Source organism: Nocardia sp. Tas62D01, from assembly GCF_055232035.1.
The window spans coordinates 1-18,312 of the sequence record NZ_JBUYUZ010000004.1; the positions used below are offsets into that span (position 1 = coordinate 1).

21 protein-coding genes and 1 pseudogene are annotated in these 18,312 nt (G+C 67.3%); 10 read left to right on the forward strand and 12 right to left on the reverse strand.

Annotation, left to right across the window (positions count from 1 at the left end):
• The 8 genes and pseudogenes from ACV7NQ_RS48215 to ACV7NQ_RS48250 form a co-directional block, all read right to left on the reverse strand.
• Nucleotides 1-421, reverse strand: a pseudogene (locus ACV7NQ_RS48215) (toprim domain-containing protein); the annotation flags it as partial.
• Nucleotides 418-1,179: a DUF4913 domain-containing protein gene (locus ACV7NQ_RS48220; protein ID WP_463366271.1), complete on the reverse strand. Its 762-nt coding sequence runs from the start codon at nucleotides 1,177-1,179 to the stop codon at nucleotides 418-420. The gene ACV7NQ_RS48220 and the pseudogene ACV7NQ_RS48215, both read right to left, overlap by 4 nt.
• Nucleotides 1,176-3,029: a type IV secretory system conjugative DNA transfer family protein gene (locus ACV7NQ_RS48225; protein WP_463366272.1), complete on the reverse strand. Its 1,854-nt coding sequence runs from the start codon at nucleotides 3,027-3,029 to the stop codon at nucleotides 1,176-1,178. The genes ACV7NQ_RS48220 and ACV7NQ_RS48225 overlap by 4 nt, the downstream gene beginning before the upstream one ends.
• Nucleotides 3,026-3,295, reverse strand: a complete 270-nt coding sequence (locus ACV7NQ_RS48230) for a hypothetical protein (protein WP_463366273.1) — start codon at nucleotides 3,293-3,295, stop codon at nucleotides 3,026-3,028. The genes ACV7NQ_RS48225 and ACV7NQ_RS48230 overlap by 4 nt, the downstream gene beginning before the upstream one ends.
• Nucleotides 3,292-3,543 carry a hypothetical protein gene (locus ACV7NQ_RS48235; protein WP_463366305.1) on the reverse strand — a complete coding sequence of 84 codons (252 nt, stop codon included), beginning with the start codon at nucleotides 3,541-3,543 and terminating at the stop codon, nucleotides 3,292-3,294. The genes ACV7NQ_RS48230 and ACV7NQ_RS48235 overlap by 4 nt, the downstream gene beginning before the upstream one ends.
• The gene (locus tag ACV7NQ_RS48240; protein WP_463366274.1) at nucleotides 3,543-3,809 is read right to left on the reverse strand and encodes a hypothetical protein; all 267 of its coding nucleotides are present in this window, start codon (nucleotides 3,807-3,809) and stop codon (nucleotides 3,543-3,545) included. The genes ACV7NQ_RS48235 and ACV7NQ_RS48240 overlap by 1 nt, the downstream gene beginning before the upstream one ends.
• A complete protein-coding gene (locus ACV7NQ_RS48245) occupies nucleotides 3,809-4,114 on the reverse strand; it encodes a hypothetical protein (RefSeq protein ID WP_463366306.1) in 306 nt (101 codons plus the stop codon). The genes ACV7NQ_RS48240 and ACV7NQ_RS48245 overlap by 1 nt, the downstream gene beginning before the upstream one ends.
• Nucleotides 4,114-4,323 carry a hypothetical protein gene (locus ACV7NQ_RS48250; RefSeq protein WP_463366275.1) on the reverse strand — a complete coding sequence of 70 codons (210 nt, stop codon included), beginning with the start codon at nucleotides 4,321-4,323 and terminating at the stop codon, nucleotides 4,114-4,116. The genes ACV7NQ_RS48245 and ACV7NQ_RS48250 overlap by 1 nt, the downstream gene beginning before the upstream one ends.
• A 202-nt stretch (nucleotides 4,324-4,525) precedes the next feature.
• Between ACV7NQ_RS48250 and ACV7NQ_RS48255 the strand changes: the two genes are divergently transcribed.
• Together ACV7NQ_RS48255 and ACV7NQ_RS48260 are read left to right on the forward strand one after the other, a co-directional pair.
• Nucleotides 4,526-5,296: a GntR family transcriptional regulator gene (locus ACV7NQ_RS48255; RefSeq protein ID WP_463366276.1), complete on the forward strand. Its 771-nt coding sequence runs from the start codon at nucleotides 4,526-4,528 to the stop codon at nucleotides 5,294-5,296.
• 11 nt (nucleotides 5,297-5,307) lie between these two features.
• Entirely contained in the window at nucleotides 5,308-5,976 is a 669-nt protein-coding gene (locus ACV7NQ_RS48260) for a YdcF family protein (RefSeq protein ID WP_463366277.1), read from the forward strand.
• Nucleotides 5,977-6,065: 89 nt separating this feature from the next.
• On the opposite strand, the gene ACV7NQ_RS48265 is transcribed toward ACV7NQ_RS48260, so the two are convergent.
• Together ACV7NQ_RS48265 and ACV7NQ_RS48270 are read right to left on the reverse strand one after the other, a co-directional pair.
• Entirely contained in the window at nucleotides 6,066-6,410 is a 345-nt protein-coding gene (locus ACV7NQ_RS48265) for a hypothetical protein (protein ID WP_463366278.1), read from the reverse strand.
• Between the two features lie 340 nt (nucleotides 6,411-6,750).
• Nucleotides 6,751-7,086, reverse strand: coding sequence for a DUF3761 domain-containing protein (locus ACV7NQ_RS48270; protein ID WP_463366279.1), 336 nt, complete (start codon nucleotides 7,084-7,086; stop codon nucleotides 6,751-6,753).
• Between the two features lie 536 nt (nucleotides 7,087-7,622).
• Here ACV7NQ_RS48270 and ACV7NQ_RS48275 point away from each other — a divergent pair.
• A complete protein-coding gene (locus ACV7NQ_RS48275; protein ID WP_463366280.1) occupies nucleotides 7,623-7,841 on the forward strand; it encodes a hypothetical protein in 219 nt (72 codons plus the stop codon).
• A 272-nt stretch (nucleotides 7,842-8,113) separates the two neighbouring features.
• The gene (locus tag ACV7NQ_RS48280; RefSeq protein ID WP_463366281.1) at nucleotides 8,114-9,235 is read left to right on the forward strand and encodes a hypothetical protein; all 1,122 of its coding nucleotides are present in this window, start codon (nucleotides 8,114-8,116) and stop codon (nucleotides 9,233-9,235) included.
• A gap of 102 nt (nucleotides 9,236-9,337) precedes the next feature.
• Here ACV7NQ_RS48280 and ACV7NQ_RS48285 read toward each other — a convergent pair whose 3' ends face one another.
• On the reverse strand, nucleotides 9,338-9,730 hold the full coding sequence (locus ACV7NQ_RS48285; RefSeq protein WP_463366282.1) for a hypothetical protein: 393 nt from the start codon (nucleotides 9,728-9,730) through the stop codon (nucleotides 9,338-9,340).
• On the reverse strand, nucleotides 9,730-10,530 hold the full coding sequence (locus tag ACV7NQ_RS48290) for a ParA family protein (protein WP_463366283.1): 801 nt from the start codon (nucleotides 10,528-10,530) through the stop codon (nucleotides 9,730-9,732). Before ACV7NQ_RS48290 ends, ACV7NQ_RS48285 begins: the two co-directional genes overlap by 1 nt.
• A gap of 311 nt (nucleotides 10,531-10,841) precedes the next feature.
• Between ACV7NQ_RS48290 and ACV7NQ_RS48295 the strand changes: the two genes are divergently transcribed.
• The 6 genes from ACV7NQ_RS48295 (at nucleotide 10,842) to ACV7NQ_RS48320 (ending at nucleotide 18,267) form a co-directional block, all read left to right on the forward strand.
• Nucleotides 10,842-12,050, forward strand: coding sequence for a hypothetical protein (locus tag ACV7NQ_RS48295; protein WP_463366284.1), 1,209 nt, complete (start codon nucleotides 10,842-10,844; stop codon nucleotides 12,048-12,050).
• Between the two features lie 3 nt (nucleotides 12,051-12,053).
• Nucleotides 12,054-13,760 (forward strand): hypothetical protein, encoded by a 1,707-nt coding sequence (locus tag ACV7NQ_RS48300; RefSeq protein ID WP_463366285.1) that lies wholly within the window; start codon nucleotides 12,054-12,056, stop codon nucleotides 13,758-13,760.
• Between the two features lie 423 nt (nucleotides 13,761-14,183).
• Nucleotides 14,184-14,693: a plasmid mobilization relaxosome protein MobC gene (gene mobC, locus ACV7NQ_RS48305; RefSeq protein WP_463366286.1), complete on the forward strand. Its 510-nt coding sequence runs from the start codon at nucleotides 14,184-14,186 to the stop codon at nucleotides 14,691-14,693.
• Nucleotides 14,690-17,356, forward strand: coding sequence for a relaxase/mobilization nuclease domain-containing protein (locus tag ACV7NQ_RS48310; protein WP_463366287.1), 2,667 nt, complete (start codon nucleotides 14,690-14,692; stop codon nucleotides 17,354-17,356). Before mobC ends, ACV7NQ_RS48310 begins: the two co-directional genes overlap by 4 nt.
• A gap of 352 nt (nucleotides 17,357-17,708) precedes the next feature.
• A complete protein-coding gene (locus ACV7NQ_RS48315; protein WP_463366288.1) occupies nucleotides 17,709-17,891 on the forward strand; it encodes a DUF6011 domain-containing protein in 183 nt (60 codons plus the stop codon).
• A 139-nt stretch (nucleotides 17,892-18,030) separates the two neighbouring features.
• A complete protein-coding gene (locus tag ACV7NQ_RS48320; protein ID WP_463366289.1) occupies nucleotides 18,031-18,267 on the forward strand; it encodes a hypothetical protein in 237 nt (78 codons plus the stop codon).
• Nucleotides 18,268-18,312: the final 45 nt, after the last annotated feature.

Below are 18,312 nucleotides of genomic sequence, written 5' to 3' on the forward strand. Positions count from 1 at the left end.
TCTTCCATGGCGAGGTCTGCGTGCCGAGATCCGGCTTCTTCGGCTGACGCAGCGGCAGGCCCGCGGCGTCGATGGCGCGGTCGGCGCGGGAGATCTGCCGATGATGAAGCCGCGGCGCGGTCCGCCGCTCACCACGCGCGCGAGCGGTCGGGGCGTCGTACAGGTCACGAACCTTCAGCCCGAGCTTGTCGAGCACATCCAGGTCGTCGCAGCCCGCGCGGCACTGGACCTTGGTGCGGCCAGCGTCGGCGAAGTACTTCACAATCAGCGACGGGTTATGGTGGCGGCCGTCAGCCTCGTGAACCGGGCAGCAGTACTTCGTCCACGCCCCGGACCGGCGGCCGGGGCCGACAGCCCTATCGAGGGCGGCGGTGATCGTCTCCCATGACCCGTGATCCTGGGCGCGGGCCGATGCGCTCATCCGGGAAACTCCCAGACCACCCGGCGGTTCCCGATCGGCGCGGGCGGCAGCAGAATCGTCGACGGCATCGGCGTCGCGGGCGACTCGTCGTGGGCGTGGCCGTCGGGGAATATGTCCTTCGGTGCGGCCACCAGCGGCAGCTTGGCCAGCTTGGCCCTGTGCCCCTCGGCCACCGAGCAGTACTCGAACGGGCCCCGCACGTCGAAGATGGACGCCATCAGCGGGTCAGCGAACTGCACCCACCACCCAGCCATCTCGGCGCCGTCGCCGTGACGCAGCTGCTCGAAGGCGCGCCACAACGCCTCCAAGCGGGCTACGACCTCGCCGTGAGCCCACCAGCACGGGCACCACCGCGCGGTCTTCTCGCTACCGCGCGCGGTGACCTCACGCCGATACAGACTCGCGATGTAGCCGTCGACGAACGCTTCGAGATTGCGGAAGCGCAGCTCCTTCTTGGGCTCCTCGGGCTCGTCGGCGTCCTCGGGCTCCGGCTCGGGTCCGGACTCCGGTTCGGGCTTGGGTTCGAGCGCGTGCTGAGCCTCGATGATCGCGGTCTCACGCATCCCCGCGACGACCTCGGGGGTGAGCACCGCCACGACCACACCATCGGCGATGCCCTTGGCCTCGGCGGTGATCTGCGCGGTGACCGCCTTGCGGATCGCCGCATCGAGCAGCTCGCCGAGCTCCATCTGCGGAATCACCCGCTCCGGCGCGGCCTGCTCGGTCTCGGTGGTGGTGTCGGTTCCATTGGTGCTCATGCGGTTTCGCCTTCCTCGTCGGACAGCGGCGGCACGGCACGCAAGTGCGGCCGAGCAGCCGGGGGGTCGGATTGCTCGATCTCGACGAGCGCGTCCTGGATCTGCGCGGCATACGGGCGCGCCATCCACGGCACGGCTTCGGCGAGGGTGGCGCGATGACCGCTGGTGAACACCAGCACGCGGCCCTTGGGCAACGCGGCGAGATCGCTTGGGGCAAGGGTGGTTTCGATGGTGCGGGAGGTCGATGTCGAGCGTGTGCCGCCCTTGCCGTGGCTTTGGCTGACCGAGGTAGTCAGCTCGTAGTGCTGGCCTACCAACTCACTCATGTCCCGCAGGAACGACGTGTCCTTCAGACCCGCGCCGAGCACGAGAACGTTGGCGGCACTGAGCAGCGCCTGCATGCCCTCCGGACCCCAGCAGCGCACACCCTGGGCCCACGACTGGAGAATCGTCATCACGACCATGCCGCGAGATCCGAAGTGGCTGTACTGCTTCGGCAGATCCGCCCAGCGCACGATGTTGGCGGCCTCATCGAGGACCATCAGCATCGGCACCGGTAACCGCCCACGCGGGTGACGGGTGCCCTCAGCCTCACCGGCGGCGGCGACCGCCGCACACAACGCCGTCACCAACGGCCCCGCGCTGCCCTTGCCTTCCTTGCTGAGCGGGTAGAGCGTGCCGCGGGAGGTGACGAAGTCGGCGACCTTGAACGACCGGCGCGGGCTCTCGCCCTTGGCCGGCGGGCACACCCACGGCCGGATGCGCTCGTATTTCAGGCACGCGGCCATTTTTTTGGCCGTGCTGAAAACGCCGCCTCTCTGCTTGTCGGGCGCGTAGTACTGGTCCGACAGGGCACCGGCAAGCAGGCCGAAACCGGCCGCGTCGAGGATCTCGATCGGTTCCTTGTCGTCGACCTTGGTCACCCACGCGAACGCCTGCGTGATCGGCTTCTTCGCCAGCGCGCACGCCAGGAACAGGCCCGCCAACAGGTCCTCGCCCTCCGGATCGAAGAAGGCGTCACGCTTGTCGGCCTCACCGGCGACGGCGAAATGTCCGGCGAGCTCGGCCGCACGCTCCTGGGCGCCCGCACCGCCGTCCTCACCGAGAACCCATTCGATCGGGTCCCAGAACCAGGTGCACGGCTCGGCCGCCACACCCTGCGGGTCGAACACGTGGGTCTCGCGGCCGCCGGTCGAGCGCGCGGCGCGGGTCGCGTCGACCACATCCCGCTTGTTGCTGGTCGCGACCACCGCGCCGATGGCCTCCATTACCGCCGGAATCACGCGGCTGGTGGACTTGCCCGAGCGCGGACCCCAGATATCGAGGTGCAGATCCTCATAGCTGGCGTAGAGGGGCTGACCGTCGGCGACGGCGCGGGCGATCATCACGCCCGGCGCATCACCTTCACGCAGCTTGACCTTCAGGTCCCCGGCCTTGGCCAGCACCGCATCCCGCCGCAGGTCGGCCAGCTCCTTGCCGTGGGCCATGTAGCGGGCCTGCGAGTCGACCGCCTCGCGGCGAATCCGCTTGCGCTGCGAGGCTTTCCCGACCAGCTGGCGGCACTTCGCGCAGCCCGCACGCCACGCCCACACCGACCCAGCGACACCGGCAGCGGTACCGACCACGAGAGTGACCGCGCCGCCGGTGGCCGCACCCGTCCACTCCAGGTGACCGGTCGCGAGATTGATGGCCAGCGACAACGGGTTCCACGGCACGTCCTGGCTGGTGTCGCTGTAGAGGAACTCACCGACCCGCATCGACAACCCGGCCGCCTCACCGAGACCGATGCCCGCGGAGACCGCGATCAGCTCCTTCCAATCCGAAAGATCGCCCTTACCAGGCTGTTTCACGCTGCGGTCCACGCCGCACCTCCCGAGATATCGGCCACCAGCACGACGCGCGCCGCGCCGTCATGGCCGTGAATGGTTTGGATGTCCTCGATGCGGGCGGCCTCGACCGTGGTGCGGACCGGGCCGCGCCAACGCATCGACACCATCCCGTCGGGCCACACGACGCCATCAGCGACCACACCGACGCCTGAGAACCCGGAGACATCGGTGTCGCGGTGCAGCCGGAAAAGCCGCACGATGCAAGCGGTTTCGGTCGGGGTGCTCACCGACTCACCCGGCCCGGCGCGGTCGGCGTCGCCGACGGGCAGAACGGGTAGCAGCCGGGGCCGGTCGGCACGGTCGCGCCCGGCCCGAAATCGGTGGTGGTCACCGCGACGCACACGATGACCGCGCACACCACGACCGCGATCAGCAGCGCGATCATCGCGCCCACCACACCGATGCCGGAGCCTCCCGCACCGGTCGGCGGCGCGATCGGGATCACCACATCGACTACGCGCTCACGACGGGCCATCACGCCTGCACCCCCTCAACCCGCTGGTAGATGCGGGGATCGGTCAGGCGTGCCGCGTCCATCTTCTGGACCCGGGTCAACGCCAGCGGAACGCCGTTGCGCACGACAACCCGGTAGGTGACCTCGCAGCGCCGCACACCACGGTGATCAGTCCACGACTCGGCGATATCGACGACCGAGATCACCCGGGCACCGTCGCGGTAGACATCGGTGTAGAGCTGGTCGACCTCGATCAACACGCCCCCGGCAGTGGTGAAGCGGTCCATCACGCCACCGCCTCAATCAGCGCATAGCCGCGGGCTTCAGCAGCGGTCATACCGATAGCTGCGGCCCACCGGTCCACCTCAAGGCGGTCCGGCGCCACAGCGATTCGCATAGCGGCGCGAGCCTGCTCATGGGTCAACTGACGACCAGGCAAATAGTCAACGACCCAGCAGTCCTGACCGACGTAGTCGGCGTGATGGCCGGTCGCGGCCGAAACCATATGGCCGCCAACCTCATCGACTGCCGGAATGGTCGGGGCCGCAGCACGGGCCCACACCTCACGCGTCCAGACCTCGGGCAGCCTCATCACGCGACCGCACCTTCGAGACGATCGGTTACCTCGACGTCCATCCGGATCGGCGCAGTCAGCCTCAGGAGCTGGTCTTGACTCACCAAGATCTGGTTCGACGGGGTCCGCCAGCCGACGAGCTTTCCCTGCTTAATCCAGCGGCGCAGCGTCACCGGGTGCCTGCCCACCAGGGCAGCACCTCTCGACAGCCCGATCAAGGAACTCACCTGAACATCCCTGCGCACGTCTGCACTTGTCACGACATCTCCTCGCTTGCAAAAATAGGGGTAGCTCTATTTGAGCAAGCGCGGCAGGATTGGTCAATAGAACGGGCTTTATTGATAGGTGAGAGTGGAGTTCCTAGTTATGGCTACTCTTAATGAACCTGGCAGCATGGAGAATGTCGGAACGACGAGGAAGGGTGAGCTGATGGCTATCAGCGGCTACCGCGAGCTGGCGGCGAGCCTCCGCACTGCCATCGAGCGGGGCGAATACCCGCCCAGTACGACGCTGCCCAAGCAAGACGAGCTAGCCAGGATCCACGGGGTCAATATCAAGACCGTCCGACAAGCGGTGGGGCTACTCGAGGCCGAGGGTCTGGTGACGCCTGTCCGTCGGCGCGGCACTGTCGTTCGTGAACGGCCGCGGCTGCGTCGACTCGGTGTCGATCGGTACTCCAAGCGGAAGTGGAAGTTCGGGGACATCGTTGCCTTCGGTGCCGACCGCGAAGCGTCAGGCCGGCCGTGGAAGCCGACCGATCAGACACAAACGGTCCAGCTGGTAGAGGCCGACGCCGAGGTAGCGGAAGCCTTTGGGCTGGAACCAGGTTCGCCGGTGTACGAGCGCGCTCGCCTGGTCAAGGACGGCGATCAGCCGACGCACACACTCACGAGCTACTACCGCCCGGCGCATGTCGAGGGCACACCGCTCGTCGACCCGACGCCCGGTCCAGCGGGCCGGGGTGGCGGGTTCGCGGTGCTTACTCTCCAGGGATACGAGCCCGACCACATGACCGAGACGGTCTTCGCGCGGATGCCCAACCCCGACGAGACCGAAATGCTCAATCTGCCCTCTGGCGAGCCGGTCATGGTGCTGACCCGCCATACCTACACCGTGGACAACACCCTCGTGGAGTTCGCGCGAGGCGTCCACGCTGCATCGCGCTTCGCGTGGACCTACGACTTCAAGCTTCCCGACTGAAAGGACAGCGCATGCCATCGACCGTGATACCCACCGACCTTCGCTCCTCCGTCGAGATCCTCTGGGGCTACAACCAGCTGAACCACGAGGTTCGCCCTGTTGACGTCGCGATCGGTCTGGGGAGCCATGACCTGGGCGTCGCCACATACACCGCCGATCTCTATCTCCAAGGGATGTTCCCGCTGATCGTCTTCACCGGCGCCAACGCGCCGACGACCAAAGAGCGGTTCCCACGTGGCGAGGCCGTGCACTACCGCGAACACGCCCTCGCTCTCGGCGTCCCCGACAGTGCGATCCTGGTCGAGCCGAACGCGACCAACACAGGCGACAACATCGACTTCACCCGTGCAGTCCTCGACGAGCATGGCGAGCTGAACAAGATCCGGTCCGTGATACTCATATCGCGGCCCTACCAGCAGCGTCGGAGCTACGCGATCTGCCGGAAGCGGTGGCCCGAGGTGGAGGTGCTCTGCTCGTCCTTTCCCCTGCCGCTAGACGACTACATCCAGAGCATCGGTGATGTCGACCGCGTCATCACCATGCTCGTCGGCGACACCCAACGGATCTGGGTCTACCCCGACAAGGGTTGGGCGATCGAACAGCCCGTCCCCGACGACGTGCACCAGGCGTACTCGCAGCTCGTCGACGCGGGCTACACCGGTCGTCTGCTAGCGGCCTGAAAACCGTTGAAGCGCGCGACTTCTGGGATGACAATACGATTGCGCCCCTGTCGTCCTCCTGGAGGGCGGCAGGGGCGCTTTCGTGTGTGTTAGGGAAGTGTGTGGGTGTCGAGTTCGTACGTCTGCCCGGCCGATCCGGGGACCCGTTCACAGGAGCCGTACTGGCCGTGACGAGGGGTGTCCCACGCCCCATCGGGCAATCCCATTGCCCGCTTGGCTCTTTCGCATGCATCCAGGCTGTCGTAGTAGCCGACGGTGCCGTCGGGTGTGGTCGAGCGATTGCCCGAGCTGCCGGAGGTCAGTCCTTCTGCAAACCCGCCGAGGAAGTCGTTCGGGTCGCTGGCGATCGGTGTGGGCGATGCTGCCGCCGATACTGTGCCCCCGAGGCAGGAAATGCAGGTTGCGGCCACGGCCGCGATGATCAGCTTCTTCACGATGTTCCTTCTGTCGTTTCCGGGAGCCTAGGGGGTAGGGGCGCATCCGCCAGAAATCCGGCGGTAGCGCGCTATGGCAGATAGCGGCACACTATCTGCCATAGAATGCGAGTCGTCCTGGCGCGACGGCCTTTCCGCGACGGGGCGACTCGGGAGACTATCTGCCATAGAGCGGGAGGCGATTTCAACGATCTGCACCCCGACCGGCCCCCGGCCACAAGGTCGCGCCCAGCAGTCGGTGCATGACTGCCTGTAGTTCGACGGCAAGTTCCTCGGCAGACACAGCGGCCCCATTGTCCCGGACGCCAGACCCGAACCGATGTCAGGGACTGCCGCCGGTTTACGGCAGGGCGACCAACCAGCGGGCGACACCGCCGTGATGCGAGCAGGTGCCTGTGCGGTGTCGGCTGAAGCTGTAGGTGCCGTCCTTGCACTGGGCGGTTGCCCCGTCGGGGGCGGCGGGAGCCTGCTCCGGGCGCGGGACGCAGTCGTGGTCGACGTTTTCATATTCGCCTGCGCCGCAGGCGATCAGGGCCGGGGCAGCGGTGGCTTGCGGGGCCAGGGCCGAAGCCAGACCCACCCCGGCGGCGAACAACCAGGTCGCGAGTGCGACTCGACGGGCCGGCGGTCTGCGCCTTCCGGTAACGTCACTGTGGCGGCCCGCGTAGCTGTTCATTTGTGAGACTCCCTACAACAGTTCAACTCTCGGCCGGAGGAAGCTCCAGCACAGGAGCCGAAACTAGCGTAGAACCCATCCCCGGTTGTCCACATTCCACTTCGATTAGGGGGCCGTGGGTAATAAACGGACCGGTATCGGAGCTACTCCCCCGCCGGGCGGAGCAACCTCGCCAGCTTGTACGGGTTGACCTGGAAGTCGAGATAGCAGTACCGCTCCAGCTCCCGCCCGAGACAACACCCAACCGGCCACAGCCAGCTTCATCGACCACCGCGGCATGAAATCACTGACCTCTCAGCCGCGCTCGGCCTTTGTCTTTAGCGCCACTTTTCGCACGACTGCTCCTCGACCCCCGATACGCCATCGACCCGAATACGCAAGCCGTAGTGAACTCTTCACTCTCTTCATCAGTCGCTGCTGCACACACACATTCGCTCGGATGCGCTTGGCAGAATGCCGATTCCACACCAGCTGTGTGGAATTGGCACCGGCGTGTCTCCACGATTTGTGAAGATCACTCATTAGCGTTAACGCCCATGGCTAGACCGGTAACCATGCCCCCGTCCAAGTTGTCCGGTGTCCGCCTGTCCGTCGACCTCCTGGAGGCGTGCGATCAGGCGATTCACCAGAGCGGGCTCACGAAGCGAGAGTTCTTCGAGCGAGCGCTCCGGCGTGAGCTGGGTTTGCCGGAGCCTGCCGCCGCAGACGCTCAAGAAGCACTGGACATCGATGTGAGTCGGAAGGAATGCGCGTAGCTGGCCTGACCTGAGCGGGCGATCCGCCCGAACCCCACAACCTCATAAACGCGGAAATGCCCCCGGCCTTGCACGCCGAGGGCACCGCATCCCCGAAAGGGATCATGTCTTTGCTGGACGGATCTCAGGGTAACTCACGCGCGCACACGGCTGCGAGAGAACACGCCCTTATCAAGCAGGGTCACCTAGATGACGCTGCCCACAGTGCACCCCACCAGGGCAAATACTGCCGAAGCTCCCTACTCAGGCCGGGTAGGAAGGCGGCCGGGGCAGTGCTGTTCTCTGTACCGCCGTTGCGGTTGGAGCAGCCCGAAGACCTCTACGCAGATGTCCCGTCCTGCTGGTGGTCTCGGCACCGGTGGGTCGCCTACACGATGGCGTTGTATGACCTGCTCTACGCCGAGCTGCGCTCAACTCTGCGGGCGCCGTCAGTGAAGCGAGACACCTTCTTGGCGTGGGCAATTGCCGAATCTGGTTGCGCGGATCTTGGCACCGGCCGCGAGTGCCGGCCGTCTGTGCGCTACCTCAGCCAGCGCATCCGCCGGAACCGTCGCACCGTACAGCGTTGCCGTGAGCTCGCCGGGCTGCTCGATCAGCGCCAAGTGGTCTTCGAGGGCCGCCACCGCACCATGGATGAGCGGCTGGCCTCCTGGAAGCGCGGCGATCCATGCCGCGGTTGGACATCCGTCGCGGCGTTGATCGAGTCCCCGTCCTACGCCTACCTTGTGGATAACTCGATCATCGAGTCACTGCTTGAACAGGACTTTGTCACCCCACTGCCACGTAGTGGTGGTTCTCTCTTTCTCTCACGCCAGGACTCGGTTACTTCCACCAAGAACGTGATCGAAGGACGCGCTCCGCGCGGCCAGGACAAGAAGGTCCGGCCGAAAACGAGTCGAGCCTACGACGAGCGCGCGCTGCTGCTGGCCTCTCAGGTCAAACGAGACGTGCGTTTCCCGCTCTGGGTACGGCGGATGCCCCGCCAGGGCCTGGCGGCCGTCCTGACCAAACGGGCACTGAACGGCTGGACCACCGACGATGTGTACCTCGCGCTCAACGAGGTGCTGATCGCGGGCAAACGGATCTTCGGCAACCCCACCGATCCCTATGCCTACCTGGGCTGGCTGCTCAACTACACCCCGGTCGATGAGCCGCCCGCCCTGCTGGAGCGGGCACGGGAAGTCGCCGAGAACGAAGCCCGGCGTGCCGCGAAACGCGAGACCTGGGAGCAGCTGCGCGCCACAGCGATAGCCGCAGCAGACTCGCCTGCCCGCTCCGCGGCGATGGCCAAGGCTGCCGAGCTCGGGCGCCGCGCGGTCGGCACGGCGGCCGCCCGGCACCAGTCTGTTGAGGCCGCCCGGCGCGAACTGGCACGTCAGGCTCGTGAGGACTGACCGACACCTCACCGGGAAGTCTGGGCTACACGCTTATGCGAGCCCGGCTCCCGTCCGAATGGGTACTGACGACTACTACGGGCCATATGGTCTATAGAGCTCCTACGTGGATCGCGGTTTGGGTACCGGTGGCCACCTGTCCCCATCGTTGAAACGCGCTTCGTGCTCGGCGCAGGCCCGTGCGATAGCGGCTCGAATGAACTGCTGTTTGGTCTTCACTCCGGTGTGTGGGTAGGTGTAGGCCAGGACCGACTCCAGACGGTCGCTGAGGTCGGTGGGCACGGACAGCAGGATGTCGGTCGTGTCCGCCGGCCTCTTCGGGCGGCGGGGTTCTCTATCCGCCCTATCGCCCATATGGCCCCTACTGTCCCCATGCTGGGAGTCTTCCGGGTCGGGTGGCGGCGGTGGCGCCGGGTTGCGTCGGCCGAACGGGTTGCGAGGCTTCGGCGCGGCAGCGTCAGCGGGATCCGGCAGCCCGGGCTGCGGGATCGTCATCAGGCGGCCTCCTTGTCGATGCCGTCGAGGATGGCGGCGAAGTTCTCGGCCAGCCACCGCGTGCGAGCCGACTGCTTTGGATGCTGATCCATGCCGAGCCCGGCATTGGTGAGCCGGGAGATATCGGCAAGCTTCGGAATCGGCTGCCCCAGCACCGGCACGCCCGCCTTGCCGCAGTACCTGCGGATGTAGTCGACATTCTCGCCGTGGTCGTTGCGGTTGCCATCCAGCAGGTTGATGACCACACCAGCCACGCGAAGCTCGTAGTCGGCGAACTTATACAGGTCGTTGATCGCTGTGAACACCGAGATCATCCCCTCGATGTGGTCGAACTCCGGCGCCACCACGATCAGGACGTTGTCGGAGGCCATCATCGCGGCCCGGGTGATCAGGTCGACCGCGGGGCGACAGTCGAACAGCACGCGGCCGTTCTTGCGAGCCTCCCGGAACGCTCGGCGCACGGACAGATCCCCGCCGGTCTGACCTAGCAGCGTGTCCTGCACCTCCTGCATCTCCCCGAAACCGGACGGCGCAACGTAGATCCGGTCCCGGGTTCGCGCGGGCAGAACAATGTCCTCAAGCGGGCGATCGACACGTCTGTCGAGAACATCGGCCAGCGTCCCGGTCGACGGAAGGTTGCGGGCGTTGTGGCCGGTGAAGTGGCTGGTCGAGTTGCCTTGCGGGTCGACGTCGCCGACGAGCACGTCCTCATCTCGGGCAGCGGCCGCATGTGCGAGCCCGTTCACGAGCGCGGTCTTCCCCGGACCACCCTTCAGATTCATCACCGCAGTGGTCGTCATCCGAACCATCCTGAGCAGCTGAGTAGGGACACTTCGGCACCCTACCGCCGTTACAGCCCATATGGCCTGTAGGAAACACGTCTGACCAGTGCATATATGGGCCATATGGGATATATGGCTATGCGTTGACCTCGTGGTATGGCTTCGATCGCATCAGCGCTCTCAGTGGTTCTGCCCTGTATCCCATATTGGCCATATGGCTCACATTGCCAATATTAGCCATATGGCTAATATTGTATACGTTTCGTTAAAACGTAAAAACGAATATAGAATAACGTTGAAATCGTACGTAATACGGTAAGATGGGGGTTATGAGTGATTCAGTTGAAGCGCCCGGCCCGGCCGGTCGCGGCGCGGTCGGCGAGTCCGACCAGCGCGTTTGTCGGTTCCCGCACGCGTGGGATGCGAAGACACAGAAGTGGGTAGTGTGCGGCCAGACGTTCCAGCCCGAACCAGGACGCGGCCGACCGGGGGACTACTGCGAGCAGCTGCGCGCCGACCCGGACGGTGAGGTGCGCCGCCACGACCGCGCCACCGCGTTCCTGCGCCGCAAGGAGCTGAAAGCGGCGGCCGCCGGCGGCGCCGTCGTGGCGGAGCAGCAGCGTGCTAGGCGACCGGTGACGTCGGCGCGGTCGTCGATGGCAGAACTGCTGGCGCAGTTCGAGATGGCGACCACATCGCACCGCGACCAGCTCGGCGAACTGATCGCCCGCGCGGAGCGGATCATCGAGACGGCCGGGGATCCGGACGCGGCAGCTCTCGAGGTCAAGGCTGTCCGCCGCGACGCCGAGGACGCTGCCCGGCGCTCGCAGCAGGCCGCCGAGGACGCCGAGGCCGACGCCCAGGCCGCCCGCCGCGAGCTGGCGCAGGCCCTCGAGGACAAGGAGCTCGCCGAGGGAGCGGCACAGGACGCGATCGACGAGCGCGACCGGGCCGTCGCGGACGCTGAGGCCGCGCGGGCGGAGGTAGCGGACGCACGGGCCGAGCTGGAGCAGGTCCGAAGCGACGCCCGCGGGCAGATAGAAGCCGCGAAGCGGGAGGCCCTCGCTCAGGTGCAGGAGAACGAGCGGGTAACCGCCGAGCGGATCGCGGCGGAGAAACGCGCAGCCGAGGACCGGATCGAGCTGGAGCGGGAGGCCGCAGCGGCGCATGTCGCGGCAGCCAACGACGCACGCGACGCCGCTTTGGCCACGCAGCACCGCGCCGAGGCGGCCCTGGCCGCCGCGCAGCAGGCCCGCGACGACGCGGCAGGCGAGGCCACACAGCTGCGGCGAGATCTCGATACGACCCGGGCCCAAGCGCGCGATGATGTCGCGCAGTTACGCCAGGAACTGGCAACCGCGCGCAGCGAGGCCCGCACCGACCGTGAGCAGCTGCGCGCCGACCACACCACCGAAATCAAGCGCATCCAATCCGTCCACGCCACCCAGCTCGCGGCGTTGCAACAGACCCTCGATACCGCCCAGGCCACCGTCGCCCGGCTACAGAACCGGACCGACACCACCACCCAGGAAGGCTGATCAATGTTCCGTCGCAAACCTGAACCCGTCCCCGACAGCGGTGATCCGCTGCTGACCGCGGATCTGCCCGAGCGGGTGCAGACCGCCGAGGTCCGCCTAGCTCATCAGCACAACCCCGCCCTGCGCGCCGCGCTGTCCGAGCGGGAGCTGCTGGCCGAGCGGGAGCTGGCCGAGCGGATCCGCGAGCACAACCGCACCGAGCAGATCGCCGAGCTGGAGACCGTGGAGGCGACCGCGGCGGAGGTGCGCAAGACCACGACCGAGATCGTGCGCAGCGAGGCCCGGGATCTGGCCTTGTCGCGGCGCGCACTGGCCGATCAACGGCGCGAGGGCAGCCCGCACGCCCAGCTGGCCTACTTGTACCGGGTGAAGAAGTGGTCCGGGCATGCGCTGGCCGGCGTCGTGGCCGGGTCGATGCTGTTCTCTGCCGCCAACGTGCAGCACAACCTCGCCCCGGGCGGTCCGAGCGAGCCGCTGTACTGGATGAGCTACCTCCTTGAGGCGCTCATCTCGACGGTGCTGGTCGTGTTCATGGTCTCCGGATCCGCGGTGGCGCGGTGGAAGGTCACCGACGGCGAGAAGACGATCCAGCGCACCGAGGTCGTATTGCTTCTGGGCTCGATCCTGCTCAACACCTACCCGTATCTGCGCTCGCCACAGGACTGGTCCAACGTCGCGGTGCACTCGGTCGCGCCGATCATGATGGGCCTCGCCCTGTTCGGGCACACCGCCGTCGCCAAGCGGATGGGCGCGGCCATCACGAAGGCCTCGCTGGAGCTGCCGCCCACCGACGACACCACCGAACGGCTGGACGCCCTGCGCACCCGCGCCGAGCAACCCGCCGCAGCGGTCGCGCCCGCCCCAGTGCGGGGCGACGATGAGGCGGTGATCGCGGACCTCGAGCGCGAGTTCGAGCCCGCACCGGAGCGGGCCCCGCACTTCGTGACGCGCGGAAGTGCGGGCGATCAGCACATCGAAAGTGCGGGAAGTGCGGACGCGTCCGGCACTTCGGCGGACACGGTGCCGGGGTCCGCACCGCATCACATAAGTGCGGGAAGTGCGGGCGATCAGCACATCGAAAGTGCGGGCGCACTTCCCGCTGCGTCCGGACCCATCGAGGCCGCAGCGGAGCAGCCGGTGCGGGCAAGTGCGGGCGATGCTCCGATGGCCGAGGAACCGTTGCCCGCACCGGACAGGACCGTCGAGACCTCGATCGATACCGCTGCTGTTCGTGACGTGGCCGTCGATGCCCCGGCCGTCGCCGGTGCCGAGAGCGCCGGTGTCGACAAAGTGCCGACGCCCCGCACCACGGTTGTGCGTCCGCGTCCGGCGTCGCGCACCATGTCCGCATCGCGTGATGCGGGGGCGGGTTCGTCGTCCGCACTTCCCGGGCGGACGGTATCCGCACTTGCGCTTGCGTCGGCTGGAAGTGCGGGCGGTCCCGGCGAAGTGCGGGCCGCGCTGACGGTGCTGGCGGAGGAAGTGCGGGCGCGTGGTGTCGGCCGTCGACTGCCCCTCGAGACCGTTGTGCGGGCGCTGGAAATGCTGGCGGCCGAGGCGAGCATCAACGCCGTCCACGAGGACACCGGTGTGCACCGCAAGACGGTTGAACGCATCCGTGATACCGCCGCGCTCATGCGCGCGGAGTCCGAGTCCACCGGCGCCGGTGGGCGTGTGATCGAGCTGCGCAAGCACATCGAGCGGACGTAGCGGCCCCCGCGAAGACGACGAAGGCCCCGGCGGCGCGAACCCGCCGGGGCCTTCGTCTGTCCGGAATCTACAGGGCAAGCTGGGCGCACTCCGGATCCGGGGGACGCCCGACACGGCACTACTAACGCGCCCACTGCATGGGCGCTACCGTCCCGACACCTGCACTCCATCCACTAGCCCAAACAGGCACACACACAACAAAATCTGCACGCAACACAACCCAATGCAGACACGTCAACAAACCCGCTCAACAGCCCAAACCACCGGTACACTCATACATAACCCCAGGGCGGAGCAAGGTAACATTTACCCTCTGGTAAATGAGGATCTCCTCACGGGTGTGAGGAGCCCACCCGGTCGGGTGGTCGCTGCGCTGGGCCGGGTTTTTCGTCCGAGGTTCGGACCGATCGGAGGGTGGTTGTGGTGGGTGCGCAGGAGGTTTCAGGGGCGGGTTCGACGAATGGGCGGCGCAGTGCGCAGAACGTTGCGCGGGAGCGCCGGCGTCGGCGGCGCCCGAACATCGACGGCCCCAAGCACAAGCCCGAGATCGTGTTCTCCGACGAGGAGTTCGCGCGGGTGCAGAAGTTCGCGGACGAGGCGAACTGCACGGTGCCCTGGTATGTGGTGCAGGCCGCGGCCTATCCGGTCGCGACCGCGTCGTCGAACGACAGTGGTCCGTGGTTGCCGTGGCCGCAGCGGCGGGAGATCGTGTCTCAGCTGGGTTCTGCGGCGAGTGCGCTGGACATGATGCGGCGCCATCACGTGAAGAAGATCGGTGGCAACCTCAACCAGCTGGTCCACTCCGCGCACATCGATGGCGAAGTGTCGGAGGAGATCTGGGAGATCCTCGAAGAGCTGGAGGCTGTGGCCGAGGAGCTGCGCGAGCGTGCCGAGCGGATAGAGGAGTTGGCGCGGGAAGCGGCGCGGCGATGATCCCGAAGATCCGGCGAGGCAAGAAGCTTCCCGGGCTGGTGGCCTACCTGCTGGGTCCGGGGGAGCACAACGAGCACACGAACCGGCACATCGTGGCGGGCTCGCCCACGGTGATGCGGGAGATGTGGCTGGAGAACTTCGACGGGCCCGAAGCGGACGAGGCGGCGCGGGAGACCGCGCTGGCGGTTGCGCACGAGATCGAGATTCCGCGCCGGTTGTACAACACCCAGGTCCGCATGAAGGCCAAGGTCGGTGTCGGTGGCCGGGATTTGGGAATGGACGTTATCGAGCCCGCCCGCCGGGGCGAGGAAGGCACGTACAAGGACGCTCCGGTGTGGCACTGCGTGCTCGCGCTGATGCCCGGGGAGGAACTCTCCGACGAGAAATGGGAGCAGGTCGCCGAGACGTTCATGGAGCGGATGGGCTTCACCGGCACCCCCGACGGCAAGCGGGCGCAGGCGCGGTGGGTGGCGGTGCGGCACGGGCTGTCCGGCGCGGACGGTGAGGGCCAGGACCATATCCACATCGCGGCGAGCCTGGTCCGCGAGGACGGCTCGAAGGTCAGCACCTACGACTACGGCCCCGGACTGGCCAAGGGGGATTGGCGCCGCGCCGACGAGGTGTGCGGGGAGCTGGAGCACGAGTTCGGGCTGAGGGTGCTGGCGTCGCGGAAAGAGGGCGGCGGGCTGTCGGAGAACAGCCGCGCGGAGATCGAGCGGTCCAAGCGGCTCGGTACTCCGGAGACCGAGCGCGAGCGGCTGCGTCGGATGGTGCGGGCGGTCGCGGTCGCCGCCGACAGCGAGGTCGCGTTCGTGGAAGGTCTGCGGGAGCGTGGGATCTCGATCCGGCCCCGCTACAAGCCCGGCGGCACGGAAGAGGTGACCGGGTATTCGGTGCGGCTACGTCGCGACGGCGCCGAGGTCGGTCCGTGGCTGGGCGGCGGGAAGCTCGCCGGGGACCTGTCGCTGACGGCACTGCGTGAGCAGCAGTGGGACGACAGCCCCGAGGCCCGCGCCGACGCACTGGCCGCATGGAAGGGCCGCACCGCCGGGACCGGGAAGTCGGGTCGGGCGGGCGACGACGAGGTCGAGGCGTGGCGGCAAGCCGCGGCCGCAGCCGGGCAGTGGCGCGAGAGGCTGGCGGGCGTGCCGCACGGCGACCGCGCCCAGTGGGCGTGGATGGCCGGTCAGGCCGCCGGCGTCTTCGCCGCATGGAGTGAAACCCTCGAAGGCGACAAGCCGGGAGCGTTCGCGGCGGCCGCGGACCAGCTGACGCGGTCGGCGCAGATGCCGCGCCGCACCGACCGATACCGGCCCGCGCCTGGTACACATCCGACGCTGTTGGGTGATGTGGCGCGGCTGCTGCTCGACCAGTCGACCCGATCCAGGCCCCGCACGCACAAGGCCGGTGGTGCACGCGACGACGATATCGCCGCGCAGGTCGCCGTGGTGTTGGTGGCGCTGATGCTCGTGCTGTTGCTGCTCGCTATCGCTATCGCATTGGAGGTCGCGCGAGCGCACCGGACGCGCGGTGAACTCGGTCGCGCCCTGGCGGTGGAACACATGACCCGCGAACATCTCGGGCCGGTACGTGCGCAGTGGGAGGCCGACCTTCAAGCGCGCCGCGATCAGTGGGACCGTGACGCCGCCGACGTGTTCGCCTCGATGGCCGAACGCGCCGCACAGCGTGCCACCGGGCACGCGGCCACACCCGAATCCGATGCCGCCGTACGCAGCTCGCAGGACAAGGCGGACCGGGCGGGTCGGGTGAAGAAGGCCGCCGCCGCCGCGAGGGGTCCGCTGACACCACCGACGGCAGCTCGCAGCGAGAAGACGCAGCGGACACGGGTCTACTACACCGAGATGTCCGCGGATCAGAAGGCGATGATGCGGATGCGTCGGGTGACCGACGCTGGTTTCGCCAGCCACGACCTCAAACCGCGCCGCTGGTCCGACGCTGTGCTCGACGAGCAGCTGCAGCACCTGCGCACCGAAGTCCAGCTGTTGGCCGACGATATTGCCGACCGCCAAGCCAACGGCGGCCCGCACACCCGCCAGGCCCGCGCCGACAACGCCGAACTGACGCGCCAGGCCGAGAAGATCCCGGCCGCGCAAGAGGCCCAGGCCCTCGCGGACAAGGCCGAGCGCGAGCAACGCGAACTCACCGAGAAGCAGACTCGTCTGCAGCAGGAGCTGGATGGGCTTCCTCGGCGCAGACTGCTGGCCCGGCAGAAGAAACAGGGCGAGATCGACGAGACCATCGCGCAGTTGGAGGAGATCGCGCAGCCCGCGATCGATGCCCGCGCCGGCGCCGATGCCACGGCTAAGGCGACCGGAGTTCCCGCCCGCGAATGGGACGAGGTCCTGTTCGAGGCCCGCGAACAGAGTCAGGAACGGCGGCTCACCGCGGCACGGAGCCAGGACGGACGCGAACTCGACGACGACACCTCATACCTTCAAGACCTGCAACAGGACCTGGAGAAGGTGGAGACCGAGCACACTCGGCGCTCGCGGCTCACCCCCGAGCAGCGCGCCGCCGAAGTCCGCGCCCAGTCCCGGCCCAAGACCCGACCGGGTAAATCGCCGTCGACCGAGTCCAGCTTCGAGACGCCGTACCGGCAGCCGGATCGCGGGCCCAGCACCGACAACGGACTCGGCATGTAGGACGGGCTGGTCGCTACTTCGTGGCGCGCCGGCGGCCCCGGGCGGGACGTGCTGCTCGGCGTCTGGTCGCCTCGAGATGTGCTGCCGCACGAGCTTCGCTCGCTTGCCCTCAAAGCACCCGCCCCGCGCCTCTAGACGTCTGTCCAGGCACCTGGCTACCTCACTTAGCACGTCCAACTTGCTCTCCACCGTTTCCGCCACCCCTGCCTCACTTAGGGCCCCTACGCAGATATCTTGCTCGCCAGAAAGCAGTGGGTTCATGGTGGCTGAAACGACTTCAGCAGGAACCATGGTGTCGGTCCCTCATGTCAGGCTTCTGCCATACGTGCCGCCCCGGCCGGAGGAGAACGACATGGCCGACGTCGACGACCAGCCCACGGTCAGACTCGTCACGCATTGCCGCCGCTGCCACGGCTGGCTCGTCTCGGCGGAGTCCGTCGCCCAAGGCATCGGCCCGACCTGCGCGATTCGCGAACGCGCCGAACAGCGCGCGGCGGCAGCGCGTGAGCTGACCCTCTTCGAGATCGCCGCCTGACCGCTGTCGGGTCGCCACACCCCATCAGTCGGCGCGAACAGGTGCGGCAAAGGACATCGCAGCTACGCTTTTCACCACACCGAGACCGCGCGCGCAACACGCGGACGCCGGTACCCGGTGGAAAAAGGGGGGAGCAGCGGTGACTGAGTACCGGTATATCTGCTCGCGCTGCTCGATGGGGTGGCACTACGTTCCGTACTGCCCGTGCCCGCGTCCGGAACCCCAGCCGATCACGCCCGGCCAGGTGCGCACGATTCGGCACCTGCGCGAACTGGAGCGCACGGGTCAGTTCAAGATGGCCCAACCACTGGATATGCGATGGCTATGGCTGGTACCGCCAGCGATGGTGATCCTCTTCCTCCTCATGCTGCTATGACCCGCATAGCGCTCCGGATCCAGCCATCCCCTGAGTACCTCCCCC